The sequence below is a fragment of the Flavobacterium cutihirudinis genome, from assembly GCF_003385895.1.
Taxonomy (GTDB): domain Bacteria; phylum Bacteroidota; class Bacteroidia; order Flavobacteriales; family Flavobacteriaceae; genus Flavobacterium; species Flavobacterium cutihirudinis.
In genome coordinates this window covers 58,246-84,096 of sequence record NZ_QRDQ01000014.1, presented here as the reverse complement: position 1 = coordinate 84,096, position 25,851 = coordinate 58,246, and the positions used below count along the sequence as shown (strand labels likewise).

The 25,851-nt window shown below is 33.8% G+C and carries 24 protein-coding genes and 1 riboswitch; of the genes, 10 read left to right on the top strand and 14 right to left on the bottom strand.

What is annotated here, in order from left to right; all coding sequences use genetic code 11:
• The first annotated feature begins 251 nt into the window (after positions 1-251).
• The gene (locus tag BD847_RS20520; RefSeq protein WP_115890109.1) at positions 252-1,427 is read left to right on the top strand and encodes a GlmU family protein; all 1,176 of its coding nucleotides are present in this window, start codon (positions 252-254) and stop codon (positions 1,425-1,427) included.
• Positions 1,428-1,728: 301 nt separating this feature from the next.
• On the opposite strand, the gene BD847_RS20515 is transcribed toward BD847_RS20520, so the two are convergent.
• On the bottom strand, positions 1,729-2,172 hold the full coding sequence (locus tag BD847_RS20515; protein ID WP_115890108.1) for a PepSY-like domain-containing protein: 444 nt from the start codon (positions 2,170-2,172) through the stop codon (positions 1,729-1,731).
• Positions 2,173-2,450: 278 nt separating this feature from the next.
• Here BD847_RS20515 and BD847_RS20510 point away from each other — a divergent pair, with 278 nt between their 5' ends.
• The 3 genes from BD847_RS20510 to BD847_RS20500 all read left to right on the top strand — a co-directional run bounded on the left by BD847_RS20510 (position 2,451) and on the right by BD847_RS20500 (position 6,902).
• On the top strand, positions 2,451-4,085 hold the full coding sequence (locus BD847_RS20510; protein ID WP_115890107.1) for an ABC-F family ATP-binding cassette domain-containing protein: 1,635 nt from the start codon (positions 2,451-2,453) through the stop codon (positions 4,083-4,085).
• 217 nt (positions 4,086-4,302) lie between these two features.
• The gene (locus tag BD847_RS20505; RefSeq protein ID WP_115890106.1) at positions 4,303-5,454 is read left to right on the top strand and encodes a porin; all 1,152 of its coding nucleotides are present in this window, start codon (positions 4,303-4,305) and stop codon (positions 5,452-5,454) included.
• A gap of 17 nt (positions 5,455-5,471) precedes the next feature.
• Entirely contained in the window at positions 5,472-6,902 is a 1,431-nt protein-coding gene (locus BD847_RS20500) for an anion permease (RefSeq protein ID WP_115890105.1), read from the top strand.
• Here the strand turns inward: BD847_RS20500 and BD847_RS20495 are convergent.
• Complete coding sequence (locus BD847_RS20495; protein WP_115890144.1) at positions 6,899-7,183, bottom strand: GNAT family N-acetyltransferase; 285 nt, start codon at positions 7,181-7,183, stop codon at positions 6,899-6,901. The genes BD847_RS20500 and BD847_RS20495 overlap by 4 nt on opposite strands.
• Positions 7,184-7,485: 302 nt before the next feature.
• Here BD847_RS20495 and BD847_RS20490 point away from each other — a divergent pair, with 302 nt between their 5' ends.
• Positions 7,486-8,145 (top strand): alpha/beta hydrolase family protein, encoded by a 660-nt coding sequence (locus BD847_RS20490; RefSeq protein WP_115890104.1) that lies wholly within the window; start codon positions 7,486-7,488, stop codon positions 8,143-8,145.
• A 247-nt stretch (positions 8,146-8,392) separates the two neighbouring features.
• On the opposite strand, the gene BD847_RS20485 is transcribed toward BD847_RS20490, so the two are convergent.
• Entirely contained in the window at positions 8,393-8,908 is a 516-nt protein-coding gene (locus BD847_RS20485) for a hypothetical protein (protein ID WP_068845085.1), read from the bottom strand.
• 168 nt (positions 8,909-9,076) lie between these two features.
• Between BD847_RS20485 and rpmH the strand changes: the two genes are divergently transcribed.
• Entirely contained in the window at positions 9,077-9,238 is a 162-nt protein-coding gene (gene rpmH / locus BD847_RS20480; RefSeq protein WP_008464848.1) for a 50S ribosomal protein L34, read from the top strand.
• Between the two features lie 144 nt (positions 9,239-9,382).
• A complete protein-coding gene (gene carB / locus BD847_RS20475) occupies positions 9,383-12,238 on the top strand; it encodes a carbamoyl-phosphate synthase large subunit (RefSeq protein ID WP_115890103.1) in 2,856 nt (951 codons plus the stop codon).
• Between the two features lie 276 nt (positions 12,239-12,514).
• On the opposite strand, the gene BD847_RS20470 is transcribed toward carB, so the two are convergent.
• Genes BD847_RS20470 through BD847_RS20455 form a run of 4 tightly spaced genes read right to left on the bottom strand, consistent with a single transcriptional unit; the run spans position 12,515 to position 14,552 of the window.
• The gene (locus tag BD847_RS20470) at positions 12,515-13,051 is read right to left on the bottom strand and encodes a DUF4252 domain-containing protein (RefSeq protein WP_115890102.1); all 537 of its coding nucleotides are present in this window, start codon (positions 13,049-13,051) and stop codon (positions 12,515-12,517) included.
• 2 nt (positions 13,052-13,053) lie between these two features.
• The gene (locus BD847_RS20465; RefSeq protein ID WP_115890101.1) at positions 13,054-13,581 is read right to left on the bottom strand and encodes a DUF4252 domain-containing protein; all 528 of its coding nucleotides are present in this window, start codon (positions 13,579-13,581) and stop codon (positions 13,054-13,056) included.
• 16 nt (positions 13,582-13,597) lie between these two features.
• Positions 13,598-14,056 (bottom strand): hypothetical protein, encoded by a 459-nt coding sequence (locus BD847_RS20460; protein ID WP_115890100.1) that lies wholly within the window; start codon positions 14,054-14,056, stop codon positions 13,598-13,600.
• Positions 14,043-14,552: an RNA polymerase sigma factor gene (locus BD847_RS20455; protein ID WP_115890099.1), complete on the bottom strand. Its 510-nt coding sequence runs from the start codon at positions 14,550-14,552 to the stop codon at positions 14,043-14,045. Before BD847_RS20455 ends, BD847_RS20460 begins: the two co-directional genes overlap by 14 nt.
• Positions 14,553-14,726: 174 nt before the next feature.
• On the opposite strand from BD847_RS20455, the gene BD847_RS20450 reads away from it, so the two are divergent.
• Entirely contained in the window at positions 14,727-16,202 is a 1,476-nt protein-coding gene (locus tag BD847_RS20450) for a S41 family peptidase (RefSeq protein ID WP_115890098.1), read from the top strand.
• A gap of 63 nt (positions 16,203-16,265) precedes the next feature.
• Here the strand turns inward: BD847_RS20450 and BD847_RS20445 are convergent, their stop codons facing one another.
• The 7 genes from BD847_RS20445 to BD847_RS20415 all read right to left on the bottom strand — a co-directional run bounded on the left by BD847_RS20445 (position 16,266) and on the right by BD847_RS20415 (position 23,558).
• Positions 16,266-17,297 (bottom strand): YncE family protein, encoded by a 1,032-nt coding sequence (locus BD847_RS20445; RefSeq protein WP_115890097.1) that lies wholly within the window; start codon positions 17,295-17,297, stop codon positions 16,266-16,268.
• A gap of 3 nt (positions 17,298-17,300) precedes the next feature.
• A complete protein-coding gene (locus tag BD847_RS20440) occupies positions 17,301-19,055 on the bottom strand; it encodes a TonB-dependent receptor plug domain-containing protein (protein WP_317125315.1) in 1,755 nt (584 codons plus the stop codon).
• Between the two features lie 108 nt (positions 19,056-19,163).
• Positions 19,164-19,370: riboswitch (cobalamin riboswitch) on the bottom strand.
• Between the two features lie 67 nt (positions 19,371-19,437).
• Positions 19,438-19,974 carry an alpha-ribazole phosphatase gene (gene cobC / locus BD847_RS20435; RefSeq protein ID WP_115890096.1) on the bottom strand — a complete coding sequence of 179 codons (537 nt, stop codon included), beginning with the start codon at positions 19,972-19,974 and terminating at the stop codon, positions 19,438-19,440.
• Positions 19,959-20,756 (bottom strand): adenosylcobinamide-GDP ribazoletransferase, encoded by a 798-nt coding sequence (locus tag BD847_RS20430; protein WP_115890095.1) that lies wholly within the window; start codon positions 20,754-20,756, stop codon positions 19,959-19,961. Before BD847_RS20430 ends, cobC begins: the two co-directional genes overlap by 16 nt.
• Positions 20,757-20,805: 49 nt before the next feature.
• The gene (gene cobT, locus BD847_RS20425; RefSeq protein WP_115890094.1) at positions 20,806-22,485 is read right to left on the bottom strand and encodes a nicotinate-nucleotide--dimethylbenzimidazole phosphoribosyltransferase; all 1,680 of its coding nucleotides are present in this window, start codon (positions 22,483-22,485) and stop codon (positions 20,806-20,808) included.
• An 89-nt stretch (positions 22,486-22,574) separates the two neighbouring features.
• Positions 22,575-23,096: a bifunctional adenosylcobinamide kinase/adenosylcobinamide-phosphate guanylyltransferase gene (gene cobU, locus BD847_RS20420; protein ID WP_115890093.1), complete on the bottom strand. Its 522-nt coding sequence runs from the start codon at positions 23,094-23,096 to the stop codon at positions 22,575-22,577.
• Between the two features lie 99 nt (positions 23,097-23,195).
• A complete protein-coding gene (locus tag BD847_RS20415) occupies positions 23,196-23,558 on the bottom strand; it encodes a DUF5522 domain-containing protein (protein ID WP_115890092.1) in 363 nt (120 codons plus the stop codon).
• Positions 23,559-23,653: 95 nt separating this feature from the next.
• On the opposite strand from BD847_RS20415, the gene BD847_RS20410 reads away from it, so the two are divergent.
• Together BD847_RS20410 and BD847_RS20405 are read left to right on the top strand one after the other, a co-directional pair.
• Complete coding sequence (locus tag BD847_RS20410) at positions 23,654-24,796, top strand: ABC transporter substrate-binding protein (RefSeq protein ID WP_115890091.1); 1,143 nt, start codon at positions 23,654-23,656, stop codon at positions 24,794-24,796.
• Position 24,797: 1 nt separating this feature from the next.
• On the top strand, positions 24,798-25,823 hold the full coding sequence (locus BD847_RS20405) for an iron ABC transporter permease (RefSeq protein ID WP_115890090.1): 1,026 nt from the start codon (positions 24,798-24,800) through the stop codon (positions 25,821-25,823).
• Positions 25,824-25,851 lie beyond the last annotated feature (28 nt).

Sequence of the window (25,851 nt, the reverse complement as noted above, 5' to 3'; positions counted from 1 at the left end):
GCCGCGAATCGATCAAAGAGATAGACAAAGTAATTCACGAATTGTTTTATTCTAAAAAAATAAAAACAGAATTTTGGAATATAACGCGTGGTTGAAATCGCTGGCTCTGTTTTTTGTATTAAAATTAAGAACAATACAATTATTAGTTTATTCATTGCTAACTACTAAAACAAGTTTAGTAAAAACATAAATATTTGTAACTTTGGCTTCGATAACCAAATCAAGATTTTAACAAGTACAAAACTTTATTTATGAATTATATTCTTTTTGACGGACCTGTTCGGAATGCTTTGCTGCCTTTTACTTTTACAAGGCCGGTAGCTGATATTTTGATCGGAATTATGACAATTCGGGAGAAATGGGAAACGCGTCTGGGTTCGACCATAACAACAATTACTGAGGAATATTTGTCTACTAAATTTCCGATGGTGGAAATGGAAGAAAACGTAATGATCAATGCTGCTTATTTACCAAATGATAAGCTTGTTGACATGATTTCTGATTTAACAGTAAATCAGGCAATTTTTAAAGGTGATGATGTAATCGCTTTTTTTGCTTCAGAAAACCAGGAAGAAGTGGATTTTGATTCATATGAGATCATTCATTATAATGATGAATGTTTGACGGTAGAAAATACATGGGATATTTTTTCTAAAAACGATGCTGCAATTCGTGCTGATTTTGCTTTTCTAACGGAAGACAGAAAGTCACAGCCCATTCCAAAAAGCGTAAATGTAATTGCGCCGGAAAATATTTTTATCGAAGAAGGAGCAAAATTGGAGTTTGTAACTTTAAACGCTTCTACGGGGCCTATTTATATAGGTAAGAATACTGAAATTATGGAAGGAACCGTAATTCGTGGACCTTTTGCTTTATGTGAAAATGCTTCAGTAAAATTGAATGCAAAGATTTATGGAGCGACAACTGTTGGTCCGGGTTCAAGAATTGGAGGAGAGGTTAAAAATTCTGTTTTATTTGCCAATTCTAATAAAGGTCATGACGGATTTTTAGGAGATTCTGTTTTAGGCGAATGGTGTAATATTGGGGCTGATAGTAATAATTCAAACCTTAAGAATAATTATGATGAAGTAAGATTGTGGAGTTATGAAACGGAAGGATTCGCAAGAACCGGACTTCAGTTTTGTGGTTTAATGATGGGAGATCACAGTAAATGCGGAATCAATACGATGTTTAACACCGGAACGGTTGTTGGTGTGAGTGCTAATATTTTTGGATCAGGTTTTCCTAGAAATTTTGTTCCGAGCTTTTCGTGGGGAGGTGCTGCAGGATTTACCACTTATGTAACCAAAAAAGCTTTCGAAACGGCAAAATTGGTAATGGGACGTAGAAATATTGATTTTGATGAAACCGAGGCGGCAATCTTAGAGCACATTTTTGAGGAAACTAAAAAATGGAGAAAAGACTAACTAATTAGATAATTAGTCAATTTGATAATTAGATAATTTTTCAAACCCGACAGGTTTTTAAAACCTGTCGGGTTTTGTTTTGTGTAATTTACATACTAAACTGGACTGAAGTCCAGCCCTACAACACAAGTCGTTCCTTCGGAACTTTAACAAGAGCCAAAGGCTCGAATCATATTGTAGGGCTGGACTTCAGTCCAGTTTAGGGATAGAATGTGAAAAATATTTTGAGATTTAGGAATTGTCTAATTGGTATATTTTCAAAATTATCTAATTATCAAGTTGCCACATTTTCAAATTCAACTTATTTGTCAATCTTAACGAAATCTTCTTTTAAGTTGAATTTTAATTCTAAACCGTTGGTTAGTTTTGTTTCGTATCCAGAACTTCCAATTTCTATTTTAGTTATTTTTTCTTTAGGGAAATTGCTCTTAATGTAAGAAGCGATTTTTTTAGGAACAATCGATTTTGGGATTTTAGCGTTTTTGCCATCAACTTCTTTCCAATTTCCTTTTTTGTCAAATTCAATTTCAAGTTTGCTGTCAAATTGAACTTTGTATTCTGTAGAAAGGATTTCTTTGTCTTCCAATATGTAACTCGGTTTTTCTGAACCAAAATGAGTTTTTAAGAATGTTTGTGCGTTTGTTGGCAAAGCTTCTTTTTTAATGACGGTTTTTTGTGCATTTGCAGAAAATCCAAACATTAATCCTGCAATCAGACACGCACTAAGTTTTAATTTCGTTTTCATATTTTGCTGGTTTTTAAATTCTTATACAAGATAAGATTAAAATTTTAAAATAAGAACAAATTCGATTCAGTTTGGTTCTTCACGATTTAGAAATCATGCCGTTATTAAAAATGATTGGATTTTAAAATTATCTAATTTTCAAATTATCTAATTGACACATTCTCAAAATTATCTAATTTTCAAATTGGCACATTATCTAATTAAATCTATCTTTGCACCACAAAAAAAATGGGTAGTCAAATAAACGATTAACCGATTAAACAAATTAACAAAGACAAATGATTACAGTTAACGATATTTCGGTTCAGTTTGGCGGAACTACACTTTTTAGCGATGTTTCTTTTGCTATAAATGAAAATGATAAAATTGCCCTTATGGGTAAAAATGGTGCGGGAAAATCGACACTTTTGAAAATAATCGCAGGTGAAAACAAACCTTCAACAGGAAGTATCTCAACTCCAAAAGATGCAGTTGTAGCTTATTTGCCTCAGCATTTATTGACTAAAGACGGATCGACTGTAATGGAAGAAGCGTCAAAAGCTTTTGGTGAGATTTTTAAAATGAAAGCCGAAATTGACGAAATCAACGAGCAATTAACCGTTCGTACAGATTATGAAAGTGACGAGTACATGAAACTAATCGAAAGAGTTTCGGACTTAAGCGAGAAATATTACGCAATTGAAGAAGTTAATTACGAAGCTGAAGTTGAGAAAATTTTAGTTGGTTTAGGTTTTAATCGTGAAGATTTCGGACGTCAGACTTCTGAGTTTTCAGGAGGATGGAGAATGCGTATTGAATTGGCAAAAATTCTTTTGCAAAAACCGGATTTGATTTTGCTGGATGAGCCAACAAACCACATGGATATCGAAAGTATTCAATGGTTGGAAGAGTTCTTATTGACTTCTGCGAAAGCGGTAGTTGTAATTTCGCACGATAGAGCGTTTGTAGATAATATTACAAACCGAACTATTGAGGTTACGATGGGAAGAATTTATGATTACAAAGCAAAATATTCTCATTACTTAGAATTAAGAAAAGACCGTCGTATTCATCAGCAAAAAGCATACGACGAGCAACAAAAAATGATTGCTGATAACAGAGCATTTATTGACCGTTTTAAAGGAACTTTCTCTAAAACAGATGCGGTTCAGTCGCGTGTAAAAATGTTGGAAAAACTTGAAATCGTTCAGGTTGACGAGGTAGACACTTCAGCTTTGCGTTTGAAGTTTCCGCCAGCGCCACGTTCTGGGCAATATCCTGTTATTGTGAAAGAAATGTCTAAATCATATGGTGATCATGTGGTTTTTAAAGATGCAAATATTGTAATTGAAAGAGGTCAGAAAGTTGCTTTTGTTGGAAAGAATGGAGAAGGAAAGTCAACAATGATCAAAGCAATTATGAAGGAAATTGGTGTTGATGAAGGAAGTGTCGAAATTGGTCACAATTCTCAAATTGGCTATTTTGCTCAAAATCAAGCTTCACTATTAGATGAAAATGCTACTATTTTTGAAACAATTGATAATATTGCTGTAGGTGATATTAGAACACAAATCAAAAATATTTTAGGAGCTTTTATGTTTCAGGGGGATGATATTACTAAGAAGGTAAAAGTATTGTCTGGAGGAGAAAAAACACGTTTGGCAATGATTAAGTTGTTGCTTGAGCCAGTGAATTTATTAATTCTGGATGAGCCTTCAAATCACCTTGATATGAAGACTAAAGATATTATTAAAGATGCTTTGCGTGATTTTGACGGAACTTTAATTCTGGTTTCTCACGATCGTGATTTCCTTGACGGATTAGCAACTAAAGTTTTTGAATTTGGAAACAAACGTGTGAAAGAACATTTTGAAGATGTTGCAGGTTTCCTTGCTCATAAAAAAATGGATTCTATGAGAGAAATCGAAAAATAGAAATATTCGAATTGTAAAAAAAGCGCAAGTTGATTCTTGCGCTTTTTTTTGTGTTTTGTTAAAATTAGTAACCATATTTTAATGCAATTATTTTTACAAGCTATTGTTTTTTTGTTACATTTATAAATGCTTTTACATTTATTAGTAAAGGCGCGTGTGCTATTTCTTTTGATAAAAGATAGTCTAAAACCTTTTTGAAAGTTTAATTTATATGCCTATGAAAAAGACTTTACTTCTACGAATTATTCTTATTTTATTCTTACAACCATTCTTTTTGAATGCGCAAACGACAGAGGTTAAGTCGACTAGCGATTCTGAAAGCGAGGTAAAATATCCTCAATTTCAATTTAAAGGGCTTTTGCAGGCCAGATACTTGGAAAGTTTTGGCGACAATGTTGATGTTTTAGGAACGCATCATTCTACAGGCGATGTTACTCAAAGCTCGTTTGATATTAAAAGAATGCGTGTTGGTTTGAATACTAAATTGAGTGAAGCTACAGAAGTTGTGATTTTGGTCAATTTGGCTGATTTTAAATCTGATCCCAAAGGAAAAGTTTTGGAAAACGCTTACGGAAAATATACCTTCAATAAATATATCGCTTTAACCGGAGGGCAATTTAGACCAGCTTTTGGTATCGAAGAATTGGTTCCTGTAGATATCATTAAATCATTTGATTTTTCCAATCAATATTATGAATTTGGTAAAAACGGCTGGACAAGTTTTCAGATCGGTGCTTCGGCTACCGGTGCTTTTGACATTGGTAAAATTCCTTTTAATTATGCTTTTTCTGTTTTAAACGGAAATGGAAAAGATGTAGAGATGGATAAAGATAACGGAAAACAGTATTCTTCGAGAGTTGTCTTTGAACTTTCAAAAAAGCATAAAATTAATTTAGGATTAAATGGCGGTATCGGAAAAGTATTCAAAGAAAAAGTTTTTGCCGTTGGAGCCGATGTAACGAGCAATTTTCAGTTGGCTGATAAATTTTCGTTCGACTTGCAAATTGAATACAAACAAGGAACCAATCATAATTTGTATTTCTCTTTACCAGTTGACAACAGAACACCAAATGTTGATGATTATCAAATGCGCGGCGTATATTTCTTGCCAAATCTTAGATATGTGGTAAACTATCAAAAATTAACTGCTTTAGAATTTTCGTGCCGATACGAAACTTTTGATCCAAATTATAAAATTGCTTCGAATGTAAGACAGACTTATACTCCAATGATTAGTCTTGAATTCGGAAAAGCTTATACCGGAAGAATTGAAGCTGGATTTCAAATCGATAATTATGATCACGATATTCCAGACACTTCGACTTATAGCAATAATTTGTTTTTAATTCAGTTGCAGCTCCGTCTATAATTTAACCTTTATTAATAATGAAAGAAGTAAAGATTCTTCAAGCTCTGATAACGTTGGTTATTGGAGTAGTGATTTGGTTTATTCCTGCACCAGATGGTGTTGTAATTGAAGCCTGGCATTTGTTTGCGATTTTTGTAGCCACTATTTTAGGAATTATTCTGAAAGCGGCTCCAATGGGAACCATGTGTATGATTGCTATCGCGTTGACGGCTTTCTCTCAGGTTTTGGCTCCTGGTGATGCCGGTAAATCAATTACTTTGGCGCTAAAAGGTTTTGGTGATAAAGTAATCTGGCTTATCGGAATCTCATTTTTTATTGCAAGAGGATTTATAAAAACAGGTTTAGGAAACAGAATAGCTTTTTTATTTATTCGGGTGTTTGGCAAAAGTTCGCTTGGTCTTGCGTATGGTTTAGGTTTGGCTGATTTGGTTCTGGCTCCTGCCGTACCAAGTAATACTGCACGTGGTGGAGGAATTATTTATCCTATTATGAAATCAATGTCGATGAGTTTTGGTTCGATGCCGGATAAACCCGAGACACATCGAAAATTAGGAGCATATCTTACTTTAAATAGTTATAATGCCAATTTAATTGCGTCGTCAATGTTCTTGACTGGTACGGCCAGTAACCCGATGTGCCAGAAATTCGCTTTAAATTTAGGAATTAAAATTACGTGGATTTCCTGGGCAACAGCGGCAATAGTTCCGGGATTGATTTCGTTTTTTGTGATTCCGTTTTTGTTGTATAAAATTTATCCGCCAGAACTTAAGAATACCGGAGATGCGCCTCAGATTGCAATGCAGAAACTTAAAGAAATGGGGCCAATTAGTCGTAATGAATGGATGATGCTCTTGACTTTCTTTATTTTGTTATTTTTCTGGATGACAGGCGATCTTTTTTCAATAGATGCTACAACAACGGCATTTATTGGTTTGGTGATTTTGCTTTTAACTTCGGTTTTAACCTGGGATGATGTAAAAGCTGAAAAAGGTGCTTGGGATACTATTGTGTGGTTTTCAGTTTTGGTAATGATGGCTAGTTCGCTCAATGAATTAGGGTTCATTGGCTGGTTTAGTAATGTTGTAAAAGCAGAAATTGGTGGTTTAAGCTGGCAAATGGCTTTTCCTATAATTATTTTGGTATACTTTTTCAGTCATTATCTTTTTGCAAGTGCAACAGCGCATGTGGCGGCAATGTATGCTGCTTTATTAGGAGTGGGAGTTTCGTTGGGAATTCCGGGTTTGTTGCTGGCGTTTATGCTTGGTTTTGTTGGTTCAATCTACGGAACTTTAACGCATTATGGCCATGGACCTGCACCAGTTTTCTTCGGAAGCGGTTATGTCGACCTCAAAAACTGGTGGGTAAAAGGATTGATAACCGGATTGGTTATGCTCTTTATTTATATGGCAATTGGAGGCTTGTGGCTCCAGTTAATTGGTGATTTTTAAATCCTGATTCCGGGAGGAAGTAATTCTTTGTATTTTGGATTTTTTTTGAAAAATGCAACAATTTTTGGGTGAATTGGAACTACTCTGAATTTTTTCTCGGTACTTAATTCTAATATGTTTTTAAGTAGTGTATCGAGTACTTCTTGGTTATCAAAGTTTTCAGGTGTGTTGATTTTTGTTAGGAAAATTTTCTTTTCCTGAAACGAATATTCAACAGTTAGTAATCCTTCCGGTACTGTAGTTTCGAATTGTCTTGCGAAAGCGTTGTCTTTGATTTCCATTGTAGTTTCAATTGGCTCCATAATTTGTCATGTTTTTTTAGTAGGTTTATTAAGAAAATAGATTTAGGATTTGCTCTGTTTAAATATTTGGGAAAGAATAGTAAACATTACAATTTCGGACTGCAAAGTTAATCATTTGATTTTCAATATAAAGTTAAATTTTAAAGTTGCTGTCGGTTTTATTTTTATTGTTTACTTTTTCCCTTAAAATAATAATGGTGTAAGATTTGCTGTGCATATTGCTAAAAAAAGTAAATTTAGCTTGAAAATAAAATCTGTAATTAAAATTCCTTTTTTAGCAAATGAGTAAAATTCCTGTTTATTTTATGCCTGGATTGGCGGCTAGTCCGGCTATTTTTGAAAGAATTAAATTAGATGAATCTATTTTTGAAACCCATTTGCTTGAATGGGAAATTCCGAATCCGAAAGAGTCATTAGAAGATTATGCACTTCGAATTGCTAAAAAGATTAGTCATGAAAACCCTGTTTTAATAGGAGTTTCTTTTGGAGGAATACTTGTGCAGGAAATTTCAAAGCATATTAAAGCACGAAAAGTGATTATTATTTCGAGTGTGAGAAGTAATGTCGAATTTCCGAGGAGAATGAAAATAGGGAAGACCACAAAAGCTTATAAGTTGATTCCGATGAAATTAATTCTGAATATTGAGAATCTGGCAAAATACTCTTTTGGCGAAAAAGTCAACAAACGAATTAAATTATACGAGAAGTTTTTAGCAGTCCGTGATCTTAATTATCTTCAATGGGCTGTAGAATCGATAATTTTATGGAATAGAGATAAAATTGATGAAAATGTTGTTCATATTCACGGCGATCAGGATGATGTTTTTCCTATAAAATACATTAATAAATGTATTGTCGTAAAAGGAGGAACTCATATTATGATTTTGAATAAGTATAAATGGCTGAATGAGAATCTGCCTTCAATTATATTGGAAAATTAATTGAAATAAAATTCCAATTTTAAAATTCCAAATCCCAATTCTTTGAAGATTCTAGCGCAATCTTGTCATTTCGAGGCACGAGAAATCTTCGCAGGTAACTCGACAAAGATTGACAATTCACTTTGAGGAGCTACTTGCGGAGATTTCTCGTGCTTCGAAATGACAAACTAATACGTGTAGAAATAAAAAATCCCAAACTCCTTTTTGGAATTTGGGATTTTAAATATTGAAAATTAGTTCGAAGAATTTAGATTTTCTTCATTTGTTCTTTCATCATAGAAATCTGTTCTTTCAGCATTCCTTGTTTGTCTAATTTCTTAGCTTCGTTCAACAAATTAGTTGCTTCAAGTTTTCTGCGGCGTGACATTGCAACTCCTGCAAGGTTTAATTTAGCTACAGCTAAATCCATATCCATAGATAGTCCAAGTTCGATTGCTTTTTTGAAATGTTTCTCAGCTTGGTTGATATTTGTTTGAGATAACATGATTCCGTGAAGGTAGTTAAAGTAACCTTGTTGTTTTCTTACCAATGCTGCTTCAGGATTTTTAATATATGCTAGCCATTTTTTAGCACCTTCGAAATCTTGTTTTCTTAATTTAAGGAAGGCTAAAAGGATAAATTCATTTTTAAAGTAAAGAAAAATTGGAATTGCAGTAAGTAATATAAGGAATATACCGTTTCCGATATTACTTTCTGTAAATTGCCAGATGCCAGCAACTACAAGAAGTCCGGCTAAAATTAGTTTAATATTTTTGTGAAACATAATTAATGTAAATTTGTGATTGCAAATATAGTAAAATGAATTAAAAATATTTTTATTAAAGTGCTTGCCAGAAAAAAAAGTCTTTGTATATTTGCACTCGGTTTTTGAGCAACGATATTCAAAACCAAGAAAGAGTTAATTAGATACCATTTTTAAAGATACAAAGCAATGAGCAAAAGAACATTTCAACCATCGAAAAGAAAAAGAAGAAATAAGCACGGATTTATGGACAGAATGGCTTCTGCGAATGGAAGAAAAGTTCTAGCGCGTAGAAGAGCAAAAGGAAGACATAAATTAACTGTTTCTAGCGAGCCTAGACACAAAAAATAATGTTTGTATAAACATACATAAGGCGATTACTTTTTTAGTATCGCCTTTTTTTATACCTTGTCGGTAATAAATTTGTAACATTCTAGTTTTTAATGCACTGTGAATGTTTTTTGAATACAATAATAACTACACAATACATACAAAATGCCTAAAGACACATCAATAAAATCAGTTTTAATAATAGGTTCAGGACCTATTGTTATTGGTCAAGCTTGCGAATTCGATTATGCAGGATCTCAATCTGCACGTTCGATTCGTGAAGAAGGAATTGAAGTTATCTTGATAAACTCAAACCCAGCGACGATTATGACCGACCCATCTATGGCCGATCATATTTATTTGAAACCTCTAACGACAAAATCGATTATTGAAATTCTGAAGGAACATCCGCAAATTGATGCTGTTTTGCCTACAATGGGAGGTCAGACTGCTTTGAACTTGTGTTTGGAAGCTGAGGAAAAAGGAATCTGGCAGGATTTCGGAGTAAAATTAATCGGTGTTGATGTAAACGCAATTAATATTACAGAAGACAGAGAGCAGTTTAAGCAGCTTTTAGAAAGAATAAATGTACCAACTGCACCTGCAAAAACAGCTACTTCATACTTGGAAGGAAAAGAAATCGCTCAGGAATTTGGTTTCCCGCTTGTAATTCGTCCTTCGTTTACACTTGGAGGAACTGGAGCTGCAGTAGTTTACAAAAAAGAAGATTTTGATGAGCTTTTAACTCGCGGACTTGAAGCTTCTCCAATTCACGAAGTTTTGATCGACAAAGCTTTGATGGGATGGAAAGAATACGAATTAGAGCTTTTAAGAGATAAAAATGACAACGTTGTAATTATCTGTTCTATCGAAAATATGGACCCAATGGGAATCCACACTGGAGATTCGATTACAGTTGCGCCAGCGATGACTTTATCAGATACAACTTTCCAAAAATTACGTGACTACGCTATCTTAATGATGAGAAGTATCGGAAATTTTGCAGGAGGATGTAACGTACAATTCGCGGTTTCGCCAGATGAAAAAGAAGATATCGTAGCCATCGAGATTAATCCTCGTGTGTCTCGTTCTTCTGCTTTAGCATCAAAAGCAACAGGTTATCCAATTGCAAAAATCGCTTCTAAACTAGCTTTAGGATATAACTTAGATGAATTGCAAAACCAAATTACAAAATCTACTTCGGCTCTTTTCGAACCAACTTTAGATTATGTTATCGTGAAAATCCCACGTTGGAACTTCGATAAATTTGAAGGATCTGACAGAACTTTAGGTCTTCAGATGAAATCTGTAGGTGAGGTTATGGGAATTGGACGTTCTTTCCAGGAAGCATTACACAAAGCAACTCAATCTTTAGAAATTAAGAGAAATGGATTAGGTGCTGACGGAAAAGGTTATAAAAATTATGAGCAAATTATCGAGAAACTTACTTATGCAAGTTGGGATCGTGTTTTTGTAATTTATGATGCTATCGCAATGGGAATTCCGTTGAGTACAATTCATGAAATTACAAGAATCGATATGTGGTTCTTAAAACAATACGAAGAACTTTATACCTTAGAAAAAGAAATCTCTAACTATAAAGTTTCAAATCTTCCAAAAGAATTATTGCTTGAAGCGAAACAAAAAGGTTTTGCAGACAGACAATTAGCGCACATGATGAGCTGTTTAGAAAGTGAAGTGCATACTTTACGTATGGAGCAAAAAATCAACCGTGTGTTTAAATTGGTAGATACTTGTGCGGCTGAGTTTAAAGCGCAGACTCCATACTACTATTCAACTTTTGAAGCTGAAATCGAGAAAGCAAACGGAGAACGTTTTGTTGACAACGAAAGTATCGTAACAGAGAAAAAGAAAGTAATTGTTTTAGGTTCTGGACCAAACAGAATTGGGCAAGGAATCGAGTTTGATTACTCTTGTGTTCACGGAGTTCTTGCTGCTAAAGAATGTGGTTATGAAACAATCATGATCAACTGTAATCCTGAAACGGTTTCTACTGATTTTGATACAGCTGATAAATTATACTTCGAACCAGTTTTCTGGGAGCATATTTATGACATTATCCAACACGAAAAACCAGAAGGTGTAATCGTTCAGTTGGGAGGTCAGACGGCACTTAAATTAGCAGATAAATTATCTAAATATGGTGTAAAAATCATCGGAACTAGTTTTGATGCGCTTGATTTAGCAGAAGACAGAGGACGTTTCTCAGACTTATTGACTGAATTACATATTCCTTTCCCAAGATTCGGAATCGCTGAAACTGCTGATGAAGCTTCAAAATTAGCGGATACCTTAGATTTCCCACTTTTAATTCGTCCTTCTTATGTATTAGGAGGTCAGGGAATGAAAATTGTAATCAACAAAAAAGAGCTTGAAGAGCATGTTATCGATTTGTTGAAAGCAATTCCAGGAAACAAATTACTTTTAGATCATTATTTAGCCGGAGCAATCGAAGCTGAAGCTGATGCAATCTGTGATGCTGATGGAAATGTTTACATCATTGGAATTATGGAGCATATCGAACCTTGCGGAGTTCACTCTGGAGATAGTAACGCTACATTGCCTCCTTTTAACTTAGGAGAATTTGTAATGCAGCAAATTAAAGATCATACACATAAAATTGCAAGAGCTTTAAAAACTGTAGGTTTGATCAACATTCAGTTTGCTATTAAAGACGATACAGTTTATATTATCGAAGCAAATCCTAGAGCTTCAAGAACGGTTCCGTTTATTGCAAAAGCTTACGGAGAACCTTATGTAAACTACGCTACAAAAGTAATGTTAGGTCATAATAAAGTAACTGACTTTGATTTCAACCCGCAATTAAAAGGATATGCGATCAAACAACCAGTTTTCTCTTTCAGCAAATTCCCGAATGTAAACAAAGCATTAGGGCCAGAGATGAAATCAACAGGAGAAAGCATTTTGTTTATTGATGACTTGAAAGACGATCAATTCTACGAATTGTATTCTAGAAGAAAAATGTATTTGAGTAAATAATCTCAGATTAAATTATAAAATAAAAGCTCCAATGAAAATTGGAGCTTTTATTTTATAGTGAAGTCGCAACTAATAAGTTCCAATTTTCTGTAGAGGCGCACTGCAGTGCGTCTACGTCCAGTATTCATCACAATTGGTTTTGTGTTTTGTTGATATGTTTTGCGCATAAGACGCACTGCCGTGCGTCTCTACAATATACTTTGTGTGATTTTATGGTTTAAAAAAAGCTCCAAAATTATTTGGAGCTTTTTCTGATTTATAAAGTAAGATCGATGATTATTTAATCAATTGTTGCAAAGGTTTCAATTGTTCCATATCGATTTTTGATTTTTGCAAAACCGACATAATGGTCATAATGTTATTCGGATTCATGTTTTTTCCTAAAACACGTACAACTGCAAAACCATTTTCTTTTCTGTTGGCAAAAACCACAAACTCTTCGATGTTTTCATCTGTGCCCACATAACTTATTGAAGCTCCGTCTTTACCTGAACCAACTTTCATTAATTGCTGATATTTTGGATCTTTCAAAATCGCATTTACTTTAGTGCGTTCCGTTTCAAATTCGGCTTGATTTTTATCTGTTGCTTTGAAAGCTAAAATATTCATTTTATCAAAAGATTTTAAAGCTTCATTTTGTTCTGCTGTCAAATTTGCCTTGTCTAAGTTTAAAATATTAGAGGAAACATCAAGCGCAATAAAATCTTTTTTCTCTGTATTTTCAACAAAATACTTTTGCAAAGAGGGTTCAGAATTACAACTAATTAAAGTCAGTAACGCTATAAGGGCTGAGGTAAAAACGTTGATTTTCATGATTATTTTTTGCCTTTAGAGGCTTTTTTTAAGTCTGAACCGCCTGGAAGTTGCATTTTGTCAGTAAGTACAGAAATTTCGTTTAAGTCAAAATTACCAGTTAGAGACAGTAAAACCGTTTCGTCATTTTTTGCACCGTCAACAAACATCAGCAATTCTTTGATTTGTGTATCGGTTGAACCTGATTTTACCATTATGCGAACATTTTTTCCGCTGTCGTTTACTCGCATCAATTCTTCTAAACCTGCAGTTTTAATGTATTTGTCAGCAGAAGCTTTCATGTCGGCTTCAATTTTAGGGTTTTTTGTTGTAAACACTTTTAAGTAATCTAATTTTTTGATCAGATTAATATATTGCTGTGTTTCTTTATCAGTAGCGTCAACTTTTACTTTGCTCATTAAATCGAACATTTTTTTGTTTACAATTACTGATGTCACATCGTCTTGACCGTCAAATTTGTCAAAAGCGCCTTGTGCGTAGAAAGAATGAGTGAAAAAGGCGAAAACTAGTGTTATAATAAGATTTTTCATTTTTGATTGAATTTAATTACTGTTTAAAGATTTTGTTTTTTGATTGCTCATATTCGTTAATGTACTGTACACTTCCAATACCTACATTAACATTGTTTGATAATAGAGCCAAAGCTTTTTGAGTTGCCTCAAGTGCTTCTTCAGGATTATCATAGGTTCCTAATTCTGATTGTGCTACAGCCGGAGCTGCATTTTTTTCACTTACGAAGAAATAAGTTCCAATTCCTAGTAAAACAACCGCCGAAGCTGCAATAGATAACCACGCCACATTTCGTTTCTTAGTTTGTAATGGAATTTCTTGCGTCGATTTTTGTTGTTTTACCTGAGAGAAATAACCAAATACAGGTCTGTATTGCTCTAAATGCTGCGCAACATTTGATGAAGAAAAGTATTCTTTTAATTCTTTTTCTTCGGCAATAGTTGTTTCTCCCTCGAAGTATTTTTCTAATATATTTTCTATTCTATCTAATTCCATAACTGTGTGTGTTAACCATTGATTCTCTAATTTTTTTTCTCGCTCTCGAAAGTGCTACTCTAATAGCGGTTTCATTCATGTTGACAATTTTCGCAATTTCATCAAATTCATATTGTTCAACATCCCGAAGTTGAATTAATATTTGGAGCTGCTCTGGCAGCTGATTTATAATTTTTTCAACCCATTCTAAACTATCAGAATCTTCTAATTTTTTGTCTAATTGAGGTTCTCGGTCTGTAAAATTGTTGTGTACAATTTTAAGATTTCCGGCTCTTTTAGATTTTAATTGATCCAGACAATAATTTTTGGTCATTGTCATGGCAACTGCTTCGATATTATTATAGGAATCTAAACTTTCTTTTTTATTCCATAATTTTACCATCACTTCCTGAGTAGCATCTTCTGCCTCTTCGGTGCTGGTGAGCAATCTTTTTGCCAGACGAAAAACTTTGTCTTTAAAAGGATTAATTAATTCTATAAACACATTCTGATTCATAAAATTGGTTGGTTATTCGTTAGCTTATATAGTCAAGACGAGGCACTATTATTTTTGTTACATCGACATTGTGAAAAAAAACCAAAAAAAAAACTAAAAATATTGCAACAAACTTTTATTTGTTAAAACTAAAGGTAGTATTTTTACGTTAATTCTATATTGATAGGTGGTTATATGAAAACAATTTTAAAAAGTTTGTTGCTAATTTTTTTCCTTGCATTTGCTTTGCAGTCTTGCGAGGATCAAGATGATGTTGAGGCTCCGGCAAACTTGCAGGTTAATGATTTTATATGGAAAGGTCTGAACGGGGTCTATCTGTGGCAGGCTGATGTGCCTAATTTAGCCAATGATCGATTTGGCTCTGAAGATGAATATAATTCCTATTTATCAGGTTACTCCGATCCGGAAGAGTTATTTCAGAATTTATTAAATAAACCAGTTAGTAAATATCCGACATCTGCTATAGACCGTTTTAGCTGGATTGTTGAGGATTATACAGTTTTGGAACAACAACTTAATGGAATTACAAAAAATAATGGTTTAGATTTTCAGTTAATGAGAGTTGAAGAAGGTTCAAATGATGTAGTAGGATATGTACGTTATATAATCCCGAATTCTGATGCTTCGACTAAAGAAATAAAAAGAGGAGATTTATTTACAAGTGTAAATGGTACAAAACTGACAGTATCTAATTATAGATCATTATTGCTTACTCCGGATAGTTATACCTTAGATCTTGCAAGTTTTAATGGTTCAGGGTTTGTTTTGACAGGTAAATCTGTTTCCTTAACCAAAACGATTTTAGAAGAAAACCCTATTTTAATTAGTAAAGTAATTAATACAGGCGGACACAAGATTGGCTATGTAATGTACAATGGTTTTTATTCTGAATATGATATTAAATTAAATGAAGCTTTCGGCGATTTAAAAACTAAAGGTGTAACGGATTTGGTTTTAGACTTAAGATATAATGGAGGAGGGGCTGTGCGTTCTGCAACTCGTTTGGCAAGTATGATCACAGGGCAGTTTGATGGAAAAATATTTTCGAAAGGACAGTACAATCTAAAATTAATGGCTGGTTTGAATGAGAAAAACCTTGAAGAATTGAATGAAAGATTTGTTGACAATATTGGTGGTGCGGCATTGAATAGTCTGAATTTATCAAAGGTTTATATTTTGACTACCGAAAATACGGCATCGGCAAGTGAATTGGTTATCAATGGTTTAAAGCCTTATATTGATGTTGTTCAGATTGGTGACAAAACTACAGGTAAAAATGTTGGTTCTTATACAATTTACGATTCGAAAACTTTATTTACCAAGGAAGGAATAAATCCAAACCATAAATACGCAATGCAGCCATTGGTTTTCAAAACTTTTAATGCTGATAATTTTGGAGATTATGGAAACGGATTGGAACCAACTTATTTGCAATATGAATATATTGATACTTATGGAGTTTTGGGAGAAAGCTCTGAGCCGTTGTTGAATTTGGCGATTTCTAAAATTACGGGCTCAACAGCTAAAAAGATTCAGAACGATGAAGGTTTCGTTTTACCTTACGTAAGTGATTCAAAAAAAATAAATGGATTACGACAAGAAATGTATTTGCAAAATGCTCCAAAAGAGTTGTTGAACATATCAAAATAAAAAAAGGCTTTCATTTCTGAAAGCCTTTTTTTTCCAAAAAAAAATAATAAACTAATTCTAAAATTAATTGTTAGAGTAAAAACCATTTGGTCCAACACCAACAGTTAGGGTTTTTAATACACTTCCAGTAGGAGAATATACTGTAACAGTTCCATCTGCTGTAAATCCGTTTGCATCTCCTGAGTAAATGTTGCCGTCAATTACACCAAAACCATAAAAAGTTGACCAGCTGCTATCTTTAACTGAAAATAAAGCAGTGTCAGAAAAAGTTGTAGCGTTTAGATTGATTGCATAAACTCCTGTTCCTTTTGTGTAATAGATTTTATCACCATCGATATCCATGTTCAACGCACCTTTTAATGTAGTCGATTCGATAGAAGTAGAATTATCAGTCGAAGAGTTAATTTTGTATAGTTTACTTCCAGTGCTATTTCCTGCTAATACGTAAACGTTTCCATTATTTTCTTCGATAGAATTAATTCCGTCTTCAAGAATAAGAGTTTTAGAAATAGTGTTGTTTGAAGCATTGATTACAGTAACTTCTTTTCCGCTTCCGTAAGCAGCATTTGTAACATATAATTTTCCATTAGCAGTAACAATTTTTTCAACAGTTTTGCCCACAGGTATAGAAGCTATATAGGCAAAAGTTTTAGCATCATAAACTGTTACAGCTTTAGAAATAGCATTCGTTACATACAATTTGTCGTTCAAAACAACACTGTAACGTGGGTTTTCAAGTTTTTCAGTAATTGTTCCAAGACTTTTAAAAGTATAGCGGTTTACAACTTCAACTTCATTAGAATTGTTGATTACGATAAATGCTTTTTCATCTTTAAAAGATAAAGATTGTGCTACATCTCCTAAAACTGCTGGAGTGTTTACCAATTTAAAAATATCATTTTGAAAAGTAGCTAAGTCATTTGAAATGTAAGATACAGAAGCATTTGGAGTTCCAAAATTTCCTTCATTTAAAATAAGAACACCATTGTCATAAACACCCAACGGAGCATCGTTGTTGTTGTCATCATCGTTACTACAAGAAGCAAATAAAAATGCAGATGCAATAATTCCTAAATAAAGATTTTTTAATTTCATGTTTTAATAATTAAGGTTTAAGTAAATCGTAAAATTTCGGCCCGGCATAAAACGGCTAGGCAAAGCTTCATATTTTTCGTTCCAAAGGTTAGCTGCTTTTACACCTACTTTGAAAATGTTTTTTTTGCTAAAGTTATAGTCAACACCAATGTTCGAAACATTATAAGCATCGAGTATGTATTTTGGATTATTATCCGATGTTGTAAAGATTTCTCCTGTGTACATGATTTGATAATAAGCCGCAAGTTTTTTATAGTAATAAGACAACGAACCTGTCAATTTATGATAAGGCACATAAAATAACTGTTTATTCGTAGTGTCATCTAAGGAAACGTTGTAGGCGTACGTTCCATTAAAATCAAAAATGTGTTTGTCGAATGATTTTTTCCATCCCAGAAGTGCTTCGGCACCATAAATGGTAACTTTATCAGTGTTTACAGGAGTCCAGTTTGAGCCTTTTGTAGGCAACCAGCGAATCATGTCTTTGATTTTCATTCCGTAAGCAGTAACTGTCAATCGGAAATCTTTATAATGAAACTCATTTCCAATTTCCGCCTGATACGAACTTTCTGGTCTTAAATCCGGATTTCCGCTTCCTTCCCAGTATAAATCATTAAATGTTGGAATTCTGTAGTTTCGGGAAAAATTAAATTTAAGTTGATAGAAATCTGAAAAATTATAACGCGAACCAGCAGAAAAAAGAACAGGACTTTTGTAAGCATCTGAAACTTCTTTTCTGGCACTCAGTTCATAATTCCATTTTTCTGTAAGGTTGTGTTTCCACAGAAGACTTGCGCCGCCAATTTCGCGACTCGTATCTCCAATTCCTGAGCCCAAACCATCATTTTTAGTATAATCTAAAATAGTGCTGATTTTCATTTTAGAAGATATCGAATAATCAAGATCATACTTTCCGATAAAGCTTTTAACGCCGCCTGAAGTAAATCCGTCACGGTTAATATCTTCAAAATAATTATAGTGTTCAGTAATATAGGCCAGTCTTACATTAGATTCGAATTTATTGAAAGCGCTGCTCCACGTTAATAAATTTCGGGTGTTGTAATCCTGGTATTTGGTTTTAGTAGCATTTGGCGATGTCAATGAAAAATGACGTTCTCCATCGTAAATTTCGCTATAAAATTTAATGCTGTTTTTGTCATTTATTTTAAAACCGACAGCCGCGTCAAGCGTATTATTGTAGTATTGTCCGTTTGTGTTCCAGAGTTCCTGACCAACAAATTTAAAATCATTATCAGAACTGTTTCTGCTGAAACTTGCATCGAAACTCCATTTTTTTGTAGCAGCTGTAATACCGTAAATTGCACTAATAGAATTGAATTCACCATAATAAACCTGAAAATCATTTTTGAACGTGTCAGTAAATTTCAAATCATTATTTAAATGAATTGTCCCTCCAATGGCGCCACTGCCGTAAACGACACTTCCTCCGCCGGCTTTTACATCGATCGAATTAAAACCTCGGGTTGAGATAGTGTTAAAATCGGTTTGACCCAAAAGCTGTGAATTAATATTTATTCCGTTCCAGACAACCACAGTTTGCTGTGAAGTAGTTCCTCTAAATGAAGGTGAAGAAGTCATGCCAAGTCCGTTTTCTTTAAAATATATAACCGTGTTATAATTTAAAAGAGAGGTTAATGAAGCTGGGTTTTTGTTGATAATAGAATCGCTTAGTCGCTGTATGGATTGCGTATTGGAAAATTTTTTAAGATTAGTATCCGAAACGATAACTTCTTTCAATTTGTTAATAGAATCGTTCTGTGCTGCAAGAAGTTGGCACAGGAATAAAAAACAGAAAGCAAAATATTTTTTTATAGTCATAATTTCTACACTCTTTTTCCCGAGAGTTCGATCTTTGTTTCAAAGGCAGGTCTCCTGGCTTGCGTCTTGTTGTTTGCCTTCCCATCACAAAAGTGTGACAGTGGTTTGTAGATAACAACAAGCGTTCTTTTTTTAGAACTAAGCTTACAGTTGCGGGTACAGCTCAAGATTTTACTTGATTCCCTTTTAATGTGTTTTTATAAATAAAACACAACCTTAATTTTGTGCAAAGATAAAGTTAAAATTAATGAATTATCAAATTTGTTTTGCTTTTTCGATCAAATTCTAAACAAAACCCATGTTAAAGCTCGATTTTAATGACTTGGCCAAAATCTACTTTATTTTGAAAAGCTTCTTTTAAAGGTAATGACGTTTGATGACATAAGATACTTCTGATAATTCCGGCATGAGCAACAATAACGATTGGGTTTTGTGAATTTTTTGAAAGGATTTCAGATAAAAAAATGCCAACTCTATTATGCAATTCAACAAAAGATTCTCCGTTTGAAACCTGAATATTTACAAAATCTTCCATCCACGGATTTAATTGTTCTGATGGAATATCGTTCCACTTCATTAATTCCCAATCACCAAAATTCATTTCTTTTAATCGGTCATCTTCTTGATAGGATATTGTTTTGATGTTGTTCTGAATATGTTTTGCCAAAATCACACAGCGCTTTAACGGACTAGAGAAAATGGTAACTTCTGGAGGTAATTGCGAAACGATTTCACTAAAAACAACATCAAAAGGTTCAGCAATATCTACATCAGATTGTCCGTAGCAAATTCCTTTTTCACATACGGTTTCGGTATGTCGAATTAGATAAACTTCCATATAAAAAGCAGACTTAAATAAAAAATGACTTCACAAACTTGTTGTGTTGCACCAAGACAATCGCCTGTATATCCATCAATCCATTTTTGAAAATATCTTGCCAGAAAATATCTTGTCAAGAAAACCGGAATTAGAATTAAAAGGACTTTTAACTCAGAACAAAAATAAGAGAGTGCAAAAAGTGGAAGTAATCCAAAGAAAAAAGAACCTGAAATTTCTTTCCAGGTATGCTGTTTTGCAATTGGTTTGCTTTTGCTTGAAGCATCATCTCTTGAATATTCGTGTGTAAAAATAATACTGATTGCCGCCAAACGACTTAAAGCATGAGCTGAAATAAACAACAGGAAAATCAGTAAATAATTTTGATGAATTGTAAAAAGGAAAATCGATTCTGAAAGTAATTTGAATTTAACTAAGAATAATAAAACCAAACCAATTGCGCCATAAGCTCCAATTGCACTGTCTTTCATAATCATTAAGATTTTTTCTTTGGTCCAGCCTCCGCCAAAACCATCACAGACATCTGCAAAGCCATCTTCATGAAAAGCACCAGTTGTTAAAACAGAAGCAATTATGGCAAAAATTACAGCTGTTTCTGTTGAAAGAAAAAGAGAAAAAAGATAAAAAGCCAGAAATGAAATGCTCCCAACAATCCATCCGATAAAAGGAAAATAGCGTGTTGCTTTATTTAAATAATCGGGATGATGTGTAATGTTTTTTGGACAAGGAATTCGTGTGTAAAACATTAAACAGGTGAAGAAAATATGTAATTCTTTTTTCATTTATGGTAATTGATTAATAAAATTGAGTTGTAAGACTGAAAACTGAATACTATTTTCGACTAACCCCAGCACTTTCAAAACTAGCCATTTCATTCAAAAATGCTTCCGCCGATTTTAAAATTGGGAAAGCAATTGCGCAACCAGTTCCTTCACCAAGACGCAAATCTAGATTTAAAATTGGTTTAGCATCTAGATAATCAAGTAATTTTTGATGCGCCTGTTCAGCAGAACAATGGCAAAAAACAGCATTTTCTTTAATATTCGGATTGATTTTAGAAGCGATTAAAAATGCAGTTGTACAAATAAAACCATCGACTAAAATCAGCATTTTATTGTTGTAGGCGCTAAGCATTCCGCCAGCCATTTGAAGGATTTCGAAACCACCAAAATAAGCAAGTTGCGACATTAATTCGGCTTGATCGGAATAATTATCGATTGCTTTTTTGAGAAGATTTTGTTTCTGAAGTAATTTTTCATCGGAAACGCCTGTGCCTTTTCCAACACAATTTTCGATTGGAAAGCCAGTTAAAAGGCTCATTAAAACGGAAGCTGTAGAAGTATTTCCAATTCCCATTTCGCCAAAACCAATGCAGTTAGAACCTGTTTTTGCAATATTTTCGACAATAGTTTTTCCTTTGTCAAAACACAATTGAACTTCAGATTCACTCATAGCCGGGATATGTAAAAAAGATTGTGTTCCTTTGGCAATTTTAGCATTAATTAATTTAGCATTCGTCGGAAAATCATAGTTAACACCAGAATCTACAATTGATAATTCAATGTTATTCTGATTGCAAAAAACATTTATTGCGGCTCCACCATCGAGAAAATTATTTACCATTTGGCGCGTCACATCTTGCGGATAGTCACTTACGCCATGATTTGCAATTCCGTGATCAGCGGCAAATACAACAATATTTGGATTTGTGATTTTTGGGTTTAAAGTTTCAAAAACCGTTGCTATTTGAAATGCCAATGTTTCTAAAGTTCCTAAAGCGCCAAGCGGTTTTGTTTTTGAATCTATTTTTTCCTGCAGAAGTTTACTGAAATCTGGTAAAACATTATTTTTTGACGAAATTGCAGTATTAGTTTCGAGAATCGAGCTTTCATTTACATTTTGAATTTCACTACAAGTTGGAGCTTCTGATTTTTGTTTCCAATTTAATTGCTGCAACATTGGCTGATTGTTGTAATTTGTTGCAGGTTTTCCAACGCAGAAATATCCTAAAGGTTCTATGTTTTCTGGTAAGTCCAGGATTTTTTTAAACTGATAATAATTTAAAATAGAAACCCAACCCATTCCGTAACCTTGTTCTGTCAGCGAAAGCCAAATATTCTGAGCCGCACATACCGAACTAAATTTTACAGCCTCATTACTTCCAACAGTTCCAATCGTAAATTGATTCAACACAGATCTGTCGTAAGCAATTATAAGTCCGATTGGCGCTTCTTCAATAGCTTCTAACTTTAGGGATCTGTAAAGCTCTTTCTGTTCAGGATTATCTGTAAGTTCTTCCGCTTTTTTATTATAATCTAAAAAAAGGTTTTTAATTGCCGTTTTGACTTCAGTCGATTTGATAATATAATATCGCGTCGCATCTGTAAGCCCGACCGAAGGCGCCCAATGTCCTGCCTGCAAAGCTTTTTGCATCACTTCGTCAGGAACTTCATCTGTCGTAAAATGTCTGGTATCGCGACGTGATTTTAAAATATCATCTAAACTGCTCATAAATTCCAATTGTTTAAATTCCAAATTCCAAGTCAATAGGGAGTTTGAATATTCAAGTAAAGGTAAAGCTTAACATTGGAATTTGGAATTTAGAATTTGGAATTTTCCCCTTTTATTTTGACAGGAATGCCGGAAACCATTAAAACAACTTCGTCAGCATTTGATGCTAAAAACTGATTCATCCAGCCTTGAAGTTCTGTGAATTTTCTACCAATGTGAGTTTCGGCGTGAACACCCATTCCAATTTCATTGGTTACAATTATAAGCGTTCCGTTTTGTTTGGCAATTTTATTGAATTCTGCTTTGGCTTCTTCCAAAGAGAGAGCAACATCATTTTTAGTATCAATAAAAAAATTTGTAAGCCATAAAGTTACACAGTCAATCAAGGCTACTTTTCCTGAAAAATCAATTTCGCTTAAATATTTTTCTTTTTCAATATTAATCCAACGTTCATCACGTTCCTGCTGATGTCTGTCAATTCTATTCTGAAAATCGGAATCCCATTTTCTAGCTGTTGCAACGTATATTGGTGCATCAGAAAGTTCTAAAGCTAATTTCTGCGCGTAACTACTTTTTCCAGATCTTTCGCCACCAGTTATTAAGTGTATCATCTTTTTGTGTTTGTGTAAAATGTAAAGGGGAAATGTAACATGAAAGTTTTAAAGAAACAACTTATCACTTTTTACTTTTCACTAATAACTAATTAACAATTAATAAGGGCAATGACGACAGCCGTTTCCGCAGCAGCTTCCTCTTTTGAGATGGTACCAGGTTTTAAAAACCATATTGCCATTTTCCATATAATAATCAATTCCTTCGATTAGTTTTTCTGTTTTAGGTAAGGATTGTGCTTTATTTTTTAAAGCTTTTTCAGGCGTAATTGTTTCTATATACGCATCAATTTTGTCTTCGCAAGCTTCTTTAAAACAAACGGGGCAAAGACAATCTCCTCCTTCTGAAAGATTGAAAATTGGAGGATAATCATTGCACCAGCATTTGTTTTCAACTGAAATATCTCCACAGCTGAAATTCGTTTCGCAGCTCGAGCAAATTTTTGTTTTTAGGGTATTCATGATGTAAAGATACAGTTTGTTGAATTTTGTAAGAATAAAAGTAAACAAAAAAATCAGAAAATGATTTACCTTTGTCCCTATCCAAAACGTTAAATATGAAATTTTATTTACCTAAGTTAGTATTTTTTCTTTCTTTTTTTATTCTTACAGGATGTAAAAAAAATGAAAATTTTGTAGCTGCAAAATCTGAAATCGCAAAGAATAGTATAGAATATGCTTCAGGGCTTTCTATTGTAAAATACGAAGGATATTCGATTGTTACAATTTCAAATCCCTGGCCTAATGCAAATAAGGATTTCAAATATGTTCTTAAAGAAAAAGAAGCAAAGGTTCCGGACAGTCTTCAAACCTATACAAGTATTAAAGTGCCATTGGAATCGGTTGTGGTTACTTCGACAACAAATATTCCTTTTTTGGAAATGTTGGAAGTGGAGGATAAATTAGTTGGTTTTCCGCATACCGATTATATTTCGTCTGAAAAAACAAGAGCGCTTATTGATAAAGGTTTAGTGAAAAACGTTGGACAAAATGAAAAGCTGAATATTGAACAATTAATAGAATTATCTCCAGATTTAATCGTGACGTTTGGAGTAGACAATAATAATCCGATGTTGGATAATTTGAAAAAAAGCGGATTGAATGTCTTAATTCAAGGCGATTGGATGGAGCAATCTCCACTTGGAAAAGCGGAATGGATTAAACTTTACGGAGCATTGTTTGGGAAGGAAGATAAAGCAAAAGAATTGTTTGATAAAATTGTTGAAAGTTATAATCAGGCTAAAAAATTAGTGAGTGAAAAACCGGCAACAACAAAGGTTTTATACGGTTCAATGTATGAAGATGTTTGGTATGTTGCGAAAGGAAACAGCTGGGTTGCACAATTCATGAAGGATGCAAAAGCAGATTATTTGTGGAGCAGTTTAAAAGGAACTGGAAGCGAAGGTTTGTCGTTTGAAAAAGTGCTGGACAAAGCAAAATCTGCAAATGTTTGGATAGTTTCCGGCTCTTTTAAAACTTTAGAAGAATTACAGAAAGCAAATCCGCATTATGGAGAGTTTGATGCTTTTAAGAATAAAACGGTTTATTCTTTAGAAAGCAAATTTGGAGCAACCGGTGGAACTATTTTTTATGAATTATCACCAAGCCGTCCCGATTTGGTTTTAAAAGATTATATCAAAATTTTCCATCCTGATTTATTAGAAGGTTACGAATTTACTTTTGCATCAAAACTGAATTAAATTGGCAAACAAAAAACGAAATACCATTTTATTTGTCGTTTTGTCTTTGGGACTTTTACTGATGTTTTTTGCGAGTATCAGTTTAGGATCTGTTACAATTCCGTTAAAAGATGTTTTTACAAGTTTGACAGGCGGACAGGCATCAAAATCAACTTGGGAATATATTATCATCAATTATCGTTTACCAAAAGCTATTACAGCAGTTTTGGTAGGAACCGGACTTTCGATTAGCGGACTTTTGATGCAGACTTTATTTCGAAATCCTTTAGCGGGACCTTATGTTTTAGGACTTAGTTCGGGAGCAAGTTTGGGTGTTGCTTTTGTGATTTTAGGAGCAGGATTTTTGCCATTATTTCTTAGAGCTATTGCGTTGTCATCTTACGGAATTGTCATCGCTTCAACATTTGGTAGTACATTGGTTTTATTACTTGTTTTATTGGTTTCTCAGCGATTGCGAGACACAATGGCAATTTTGATTGTAGGTTTAATGTTCGGAAGTTTTACAACCGCAATTGTTAGTGTTCTAACCTATTTCAGTACAGCAGAACAGCTTCAGAAATTCACTTTTTGGTCGATGGGAAGTCTTGGAAATCTTTCCTGGCCAACAATCGCAATTTTGACTGTTTGTGTTGGAATTGGTTTGCTTTTAAGTGCAAGTAGTATAAAACCTTTAAATGCATTGCTTTTGGGAGAAAACTATGCAAAAAGCATGGGATTGAACTTTAAAAGAGCAAGGTTGATTATCATATTTGCAACGAGTATTTTATCAGGAAGTATTACGGCTTTTGCAGGGCCCATTGCTTTTATTGGACTTGCAGTGCCACATATCGCAAAACTGGTTTTTCAAACAAGTAATCATACAATATTGTTTTGGAGCACGTTGTTTTTTGGATCTATAATAATGCTGTTTTGTGATATCGTTTCACAAATGCCGGGATTTGATGTAACGTTGCCAATAAATGCCATAACTTCTATAATTGGGGCGCCGGTCGTGATTTGGCTTTTAGTCCGAAAAAGAAACATTTAGATTATAGATTAACGGATTAAAATCGAAT

Excerpts from the sequence above, each read along its gene's own strand:
- BD847_RS20495 (WP_115890144.1), bottom strand. The coding sequence starts at position 7,183 with ATGGAAATCAAAGACAACGCTTTCGCAAGACAATTCGAAACTACAGTA.
- BD847_RS20455 (WP_115890099.1), bottom strand. The coding sequence starts at position 14,552 with ATGAATCAGAATGTGTTTATAGAATTAATTAATCCTTTTAAAGACAAA.
- BD847_RS20445 (WP_115890097.1), bottom strand. The coding sequence starts at position 17,297 with ATGAAATTAAAAAATCTTTATTTAGGAATTATTGCATCTGCATTTTTA.
- cobT (WP_115890094.1), bottom strand. The coding sequence starts at position 22,485 with ATGAGCAGTTTAGATGATATTTTAAAATCACGTCGCGATACCAGACAT.
- BD847_RS20505 (WP_115890106.1), top strand. The coding sequence starts at position 4,303 with ATGAAAAAGACTTTACTTCTACGAATTATTCTTATTTTATTCTTACAA.
- BD847_RS20465 (WP_115890101.1), bottom strand. The coding sequence starts at position 13,581 with ATGAAAAATCTTATTATAACACTAGTTTTCGCCTTTTTCACTCATTCT.
- BD847_RS20510 (WP_115890107.1), top strand. The coding sequence starts at position 2,451 with ATGATTACAGTTAACGATATTTCGGTTCAGTTTGGCGGAACTACACTT.
- carB (WP_115890103.1), top strand. The coding sequence starts at position 9,383 with ATGCCTAAAGACACATCAATAAAATCAGTTTTAATAATAGGTTCAGGA.
- BD847_RS20460 (WP_115890100.1), bottom strand. The coding sequence starts at position 14,056 with ATGGAATTAGATAGAATAGAAAATATATTAGAAAAATACTTCGAGGGA.
- BD847_RS20450 (WP_115890098.1), top strand. The coding sequence starts at position 14,727 with ATGAAAACAATTTTAAAAAGTTTGTTGCTAATTTTTTTCCTTGCATTT.
- cobU (WP_115890093.1), bottom strand. The coding sequence starts at position 23,096 with ATGATACACTTAATAACTGGTGGCGAAAGATCTGGAAAAAGTAGTTAC.
- BD847_RS20430 (WP_115890095.1), bottom strand. The coding sequence starts at position 20,756 with ATGAAAAAAGAATTACATATTTTCTTCACCTGTTTAATGTTTTACACA.
- BD847_RS20470 (WP_115890102.1), bottom strand. The coding sequence starts at position 13,051 with ATGAAAATCAACGTTTTTACCTCAGCCCTTATAGCGTTACTGACTTTA.
- BD847_RS20515 (WP_115890108.1), bottom strand. The coding sequence starts at position 2,172 with ATGAAAACGAAATTAAAACTTAGTGCGTGTCTGATTGCAGGATTAATG.
- cobC (WP_115890096.1), bottom strand. The coding sequence starts at position 19,974 with ATGGAAGTTTATCTAATTCGACATACCGAAACCGTATGTGAAAAAGGA.
- BD847_RS20490 (WP_115890104.1), top strand. The coding sequence starts at position 7,486 with ATGAGTAAAATTCCTGTTTATTTTATGCCTGGATTGGCGGCTAGTCCG.
- rpmH (WP_008464848.1), top strand. The coding sequence starts at position 9,077 with ATGAGCAAAAGAACATTTCAACCATCGAAAAGAAAAAGAAGAAATAAG.
- BD847_RS20500 (WP_115890105.1), top strand. The coding sequence starts at position 5,472 with ATGAAAGAAGTAAAGATTCTTCAAGCTCTGATAACGTTGGTTATTGGA.
- BD847_RS20485 (WP_068845085.1), bottom strand. The coding sequence starts at position 8,908 with ATGTTTCACAAAAATATTAAACTAATTTTAGCCGGACTTCTTGTAGTT.
- BD847_RS20520 (WP_115890109.1), top strand. The coding sequence starts at position 252 with ATGAATTATATTCTTTTTGACGGACCTGTTCGGAATGCTTTGCTGCCT.
- BD847_RS20410 (WP_115890091.1), top strand. The coding sequence starts at position 23,654 with ATGAAATTTTATTTACCTAAGTTAGTATTTTTTCTTTCTTTTTTTATT.
- BD847_RS20415 (WP_115890092.1), bottom strand. The coding sequence starts at position 23,558 with ATGAATACCCTAAAAACAAAAATTTGCTCGAGCTGCGAAACGAATTTC.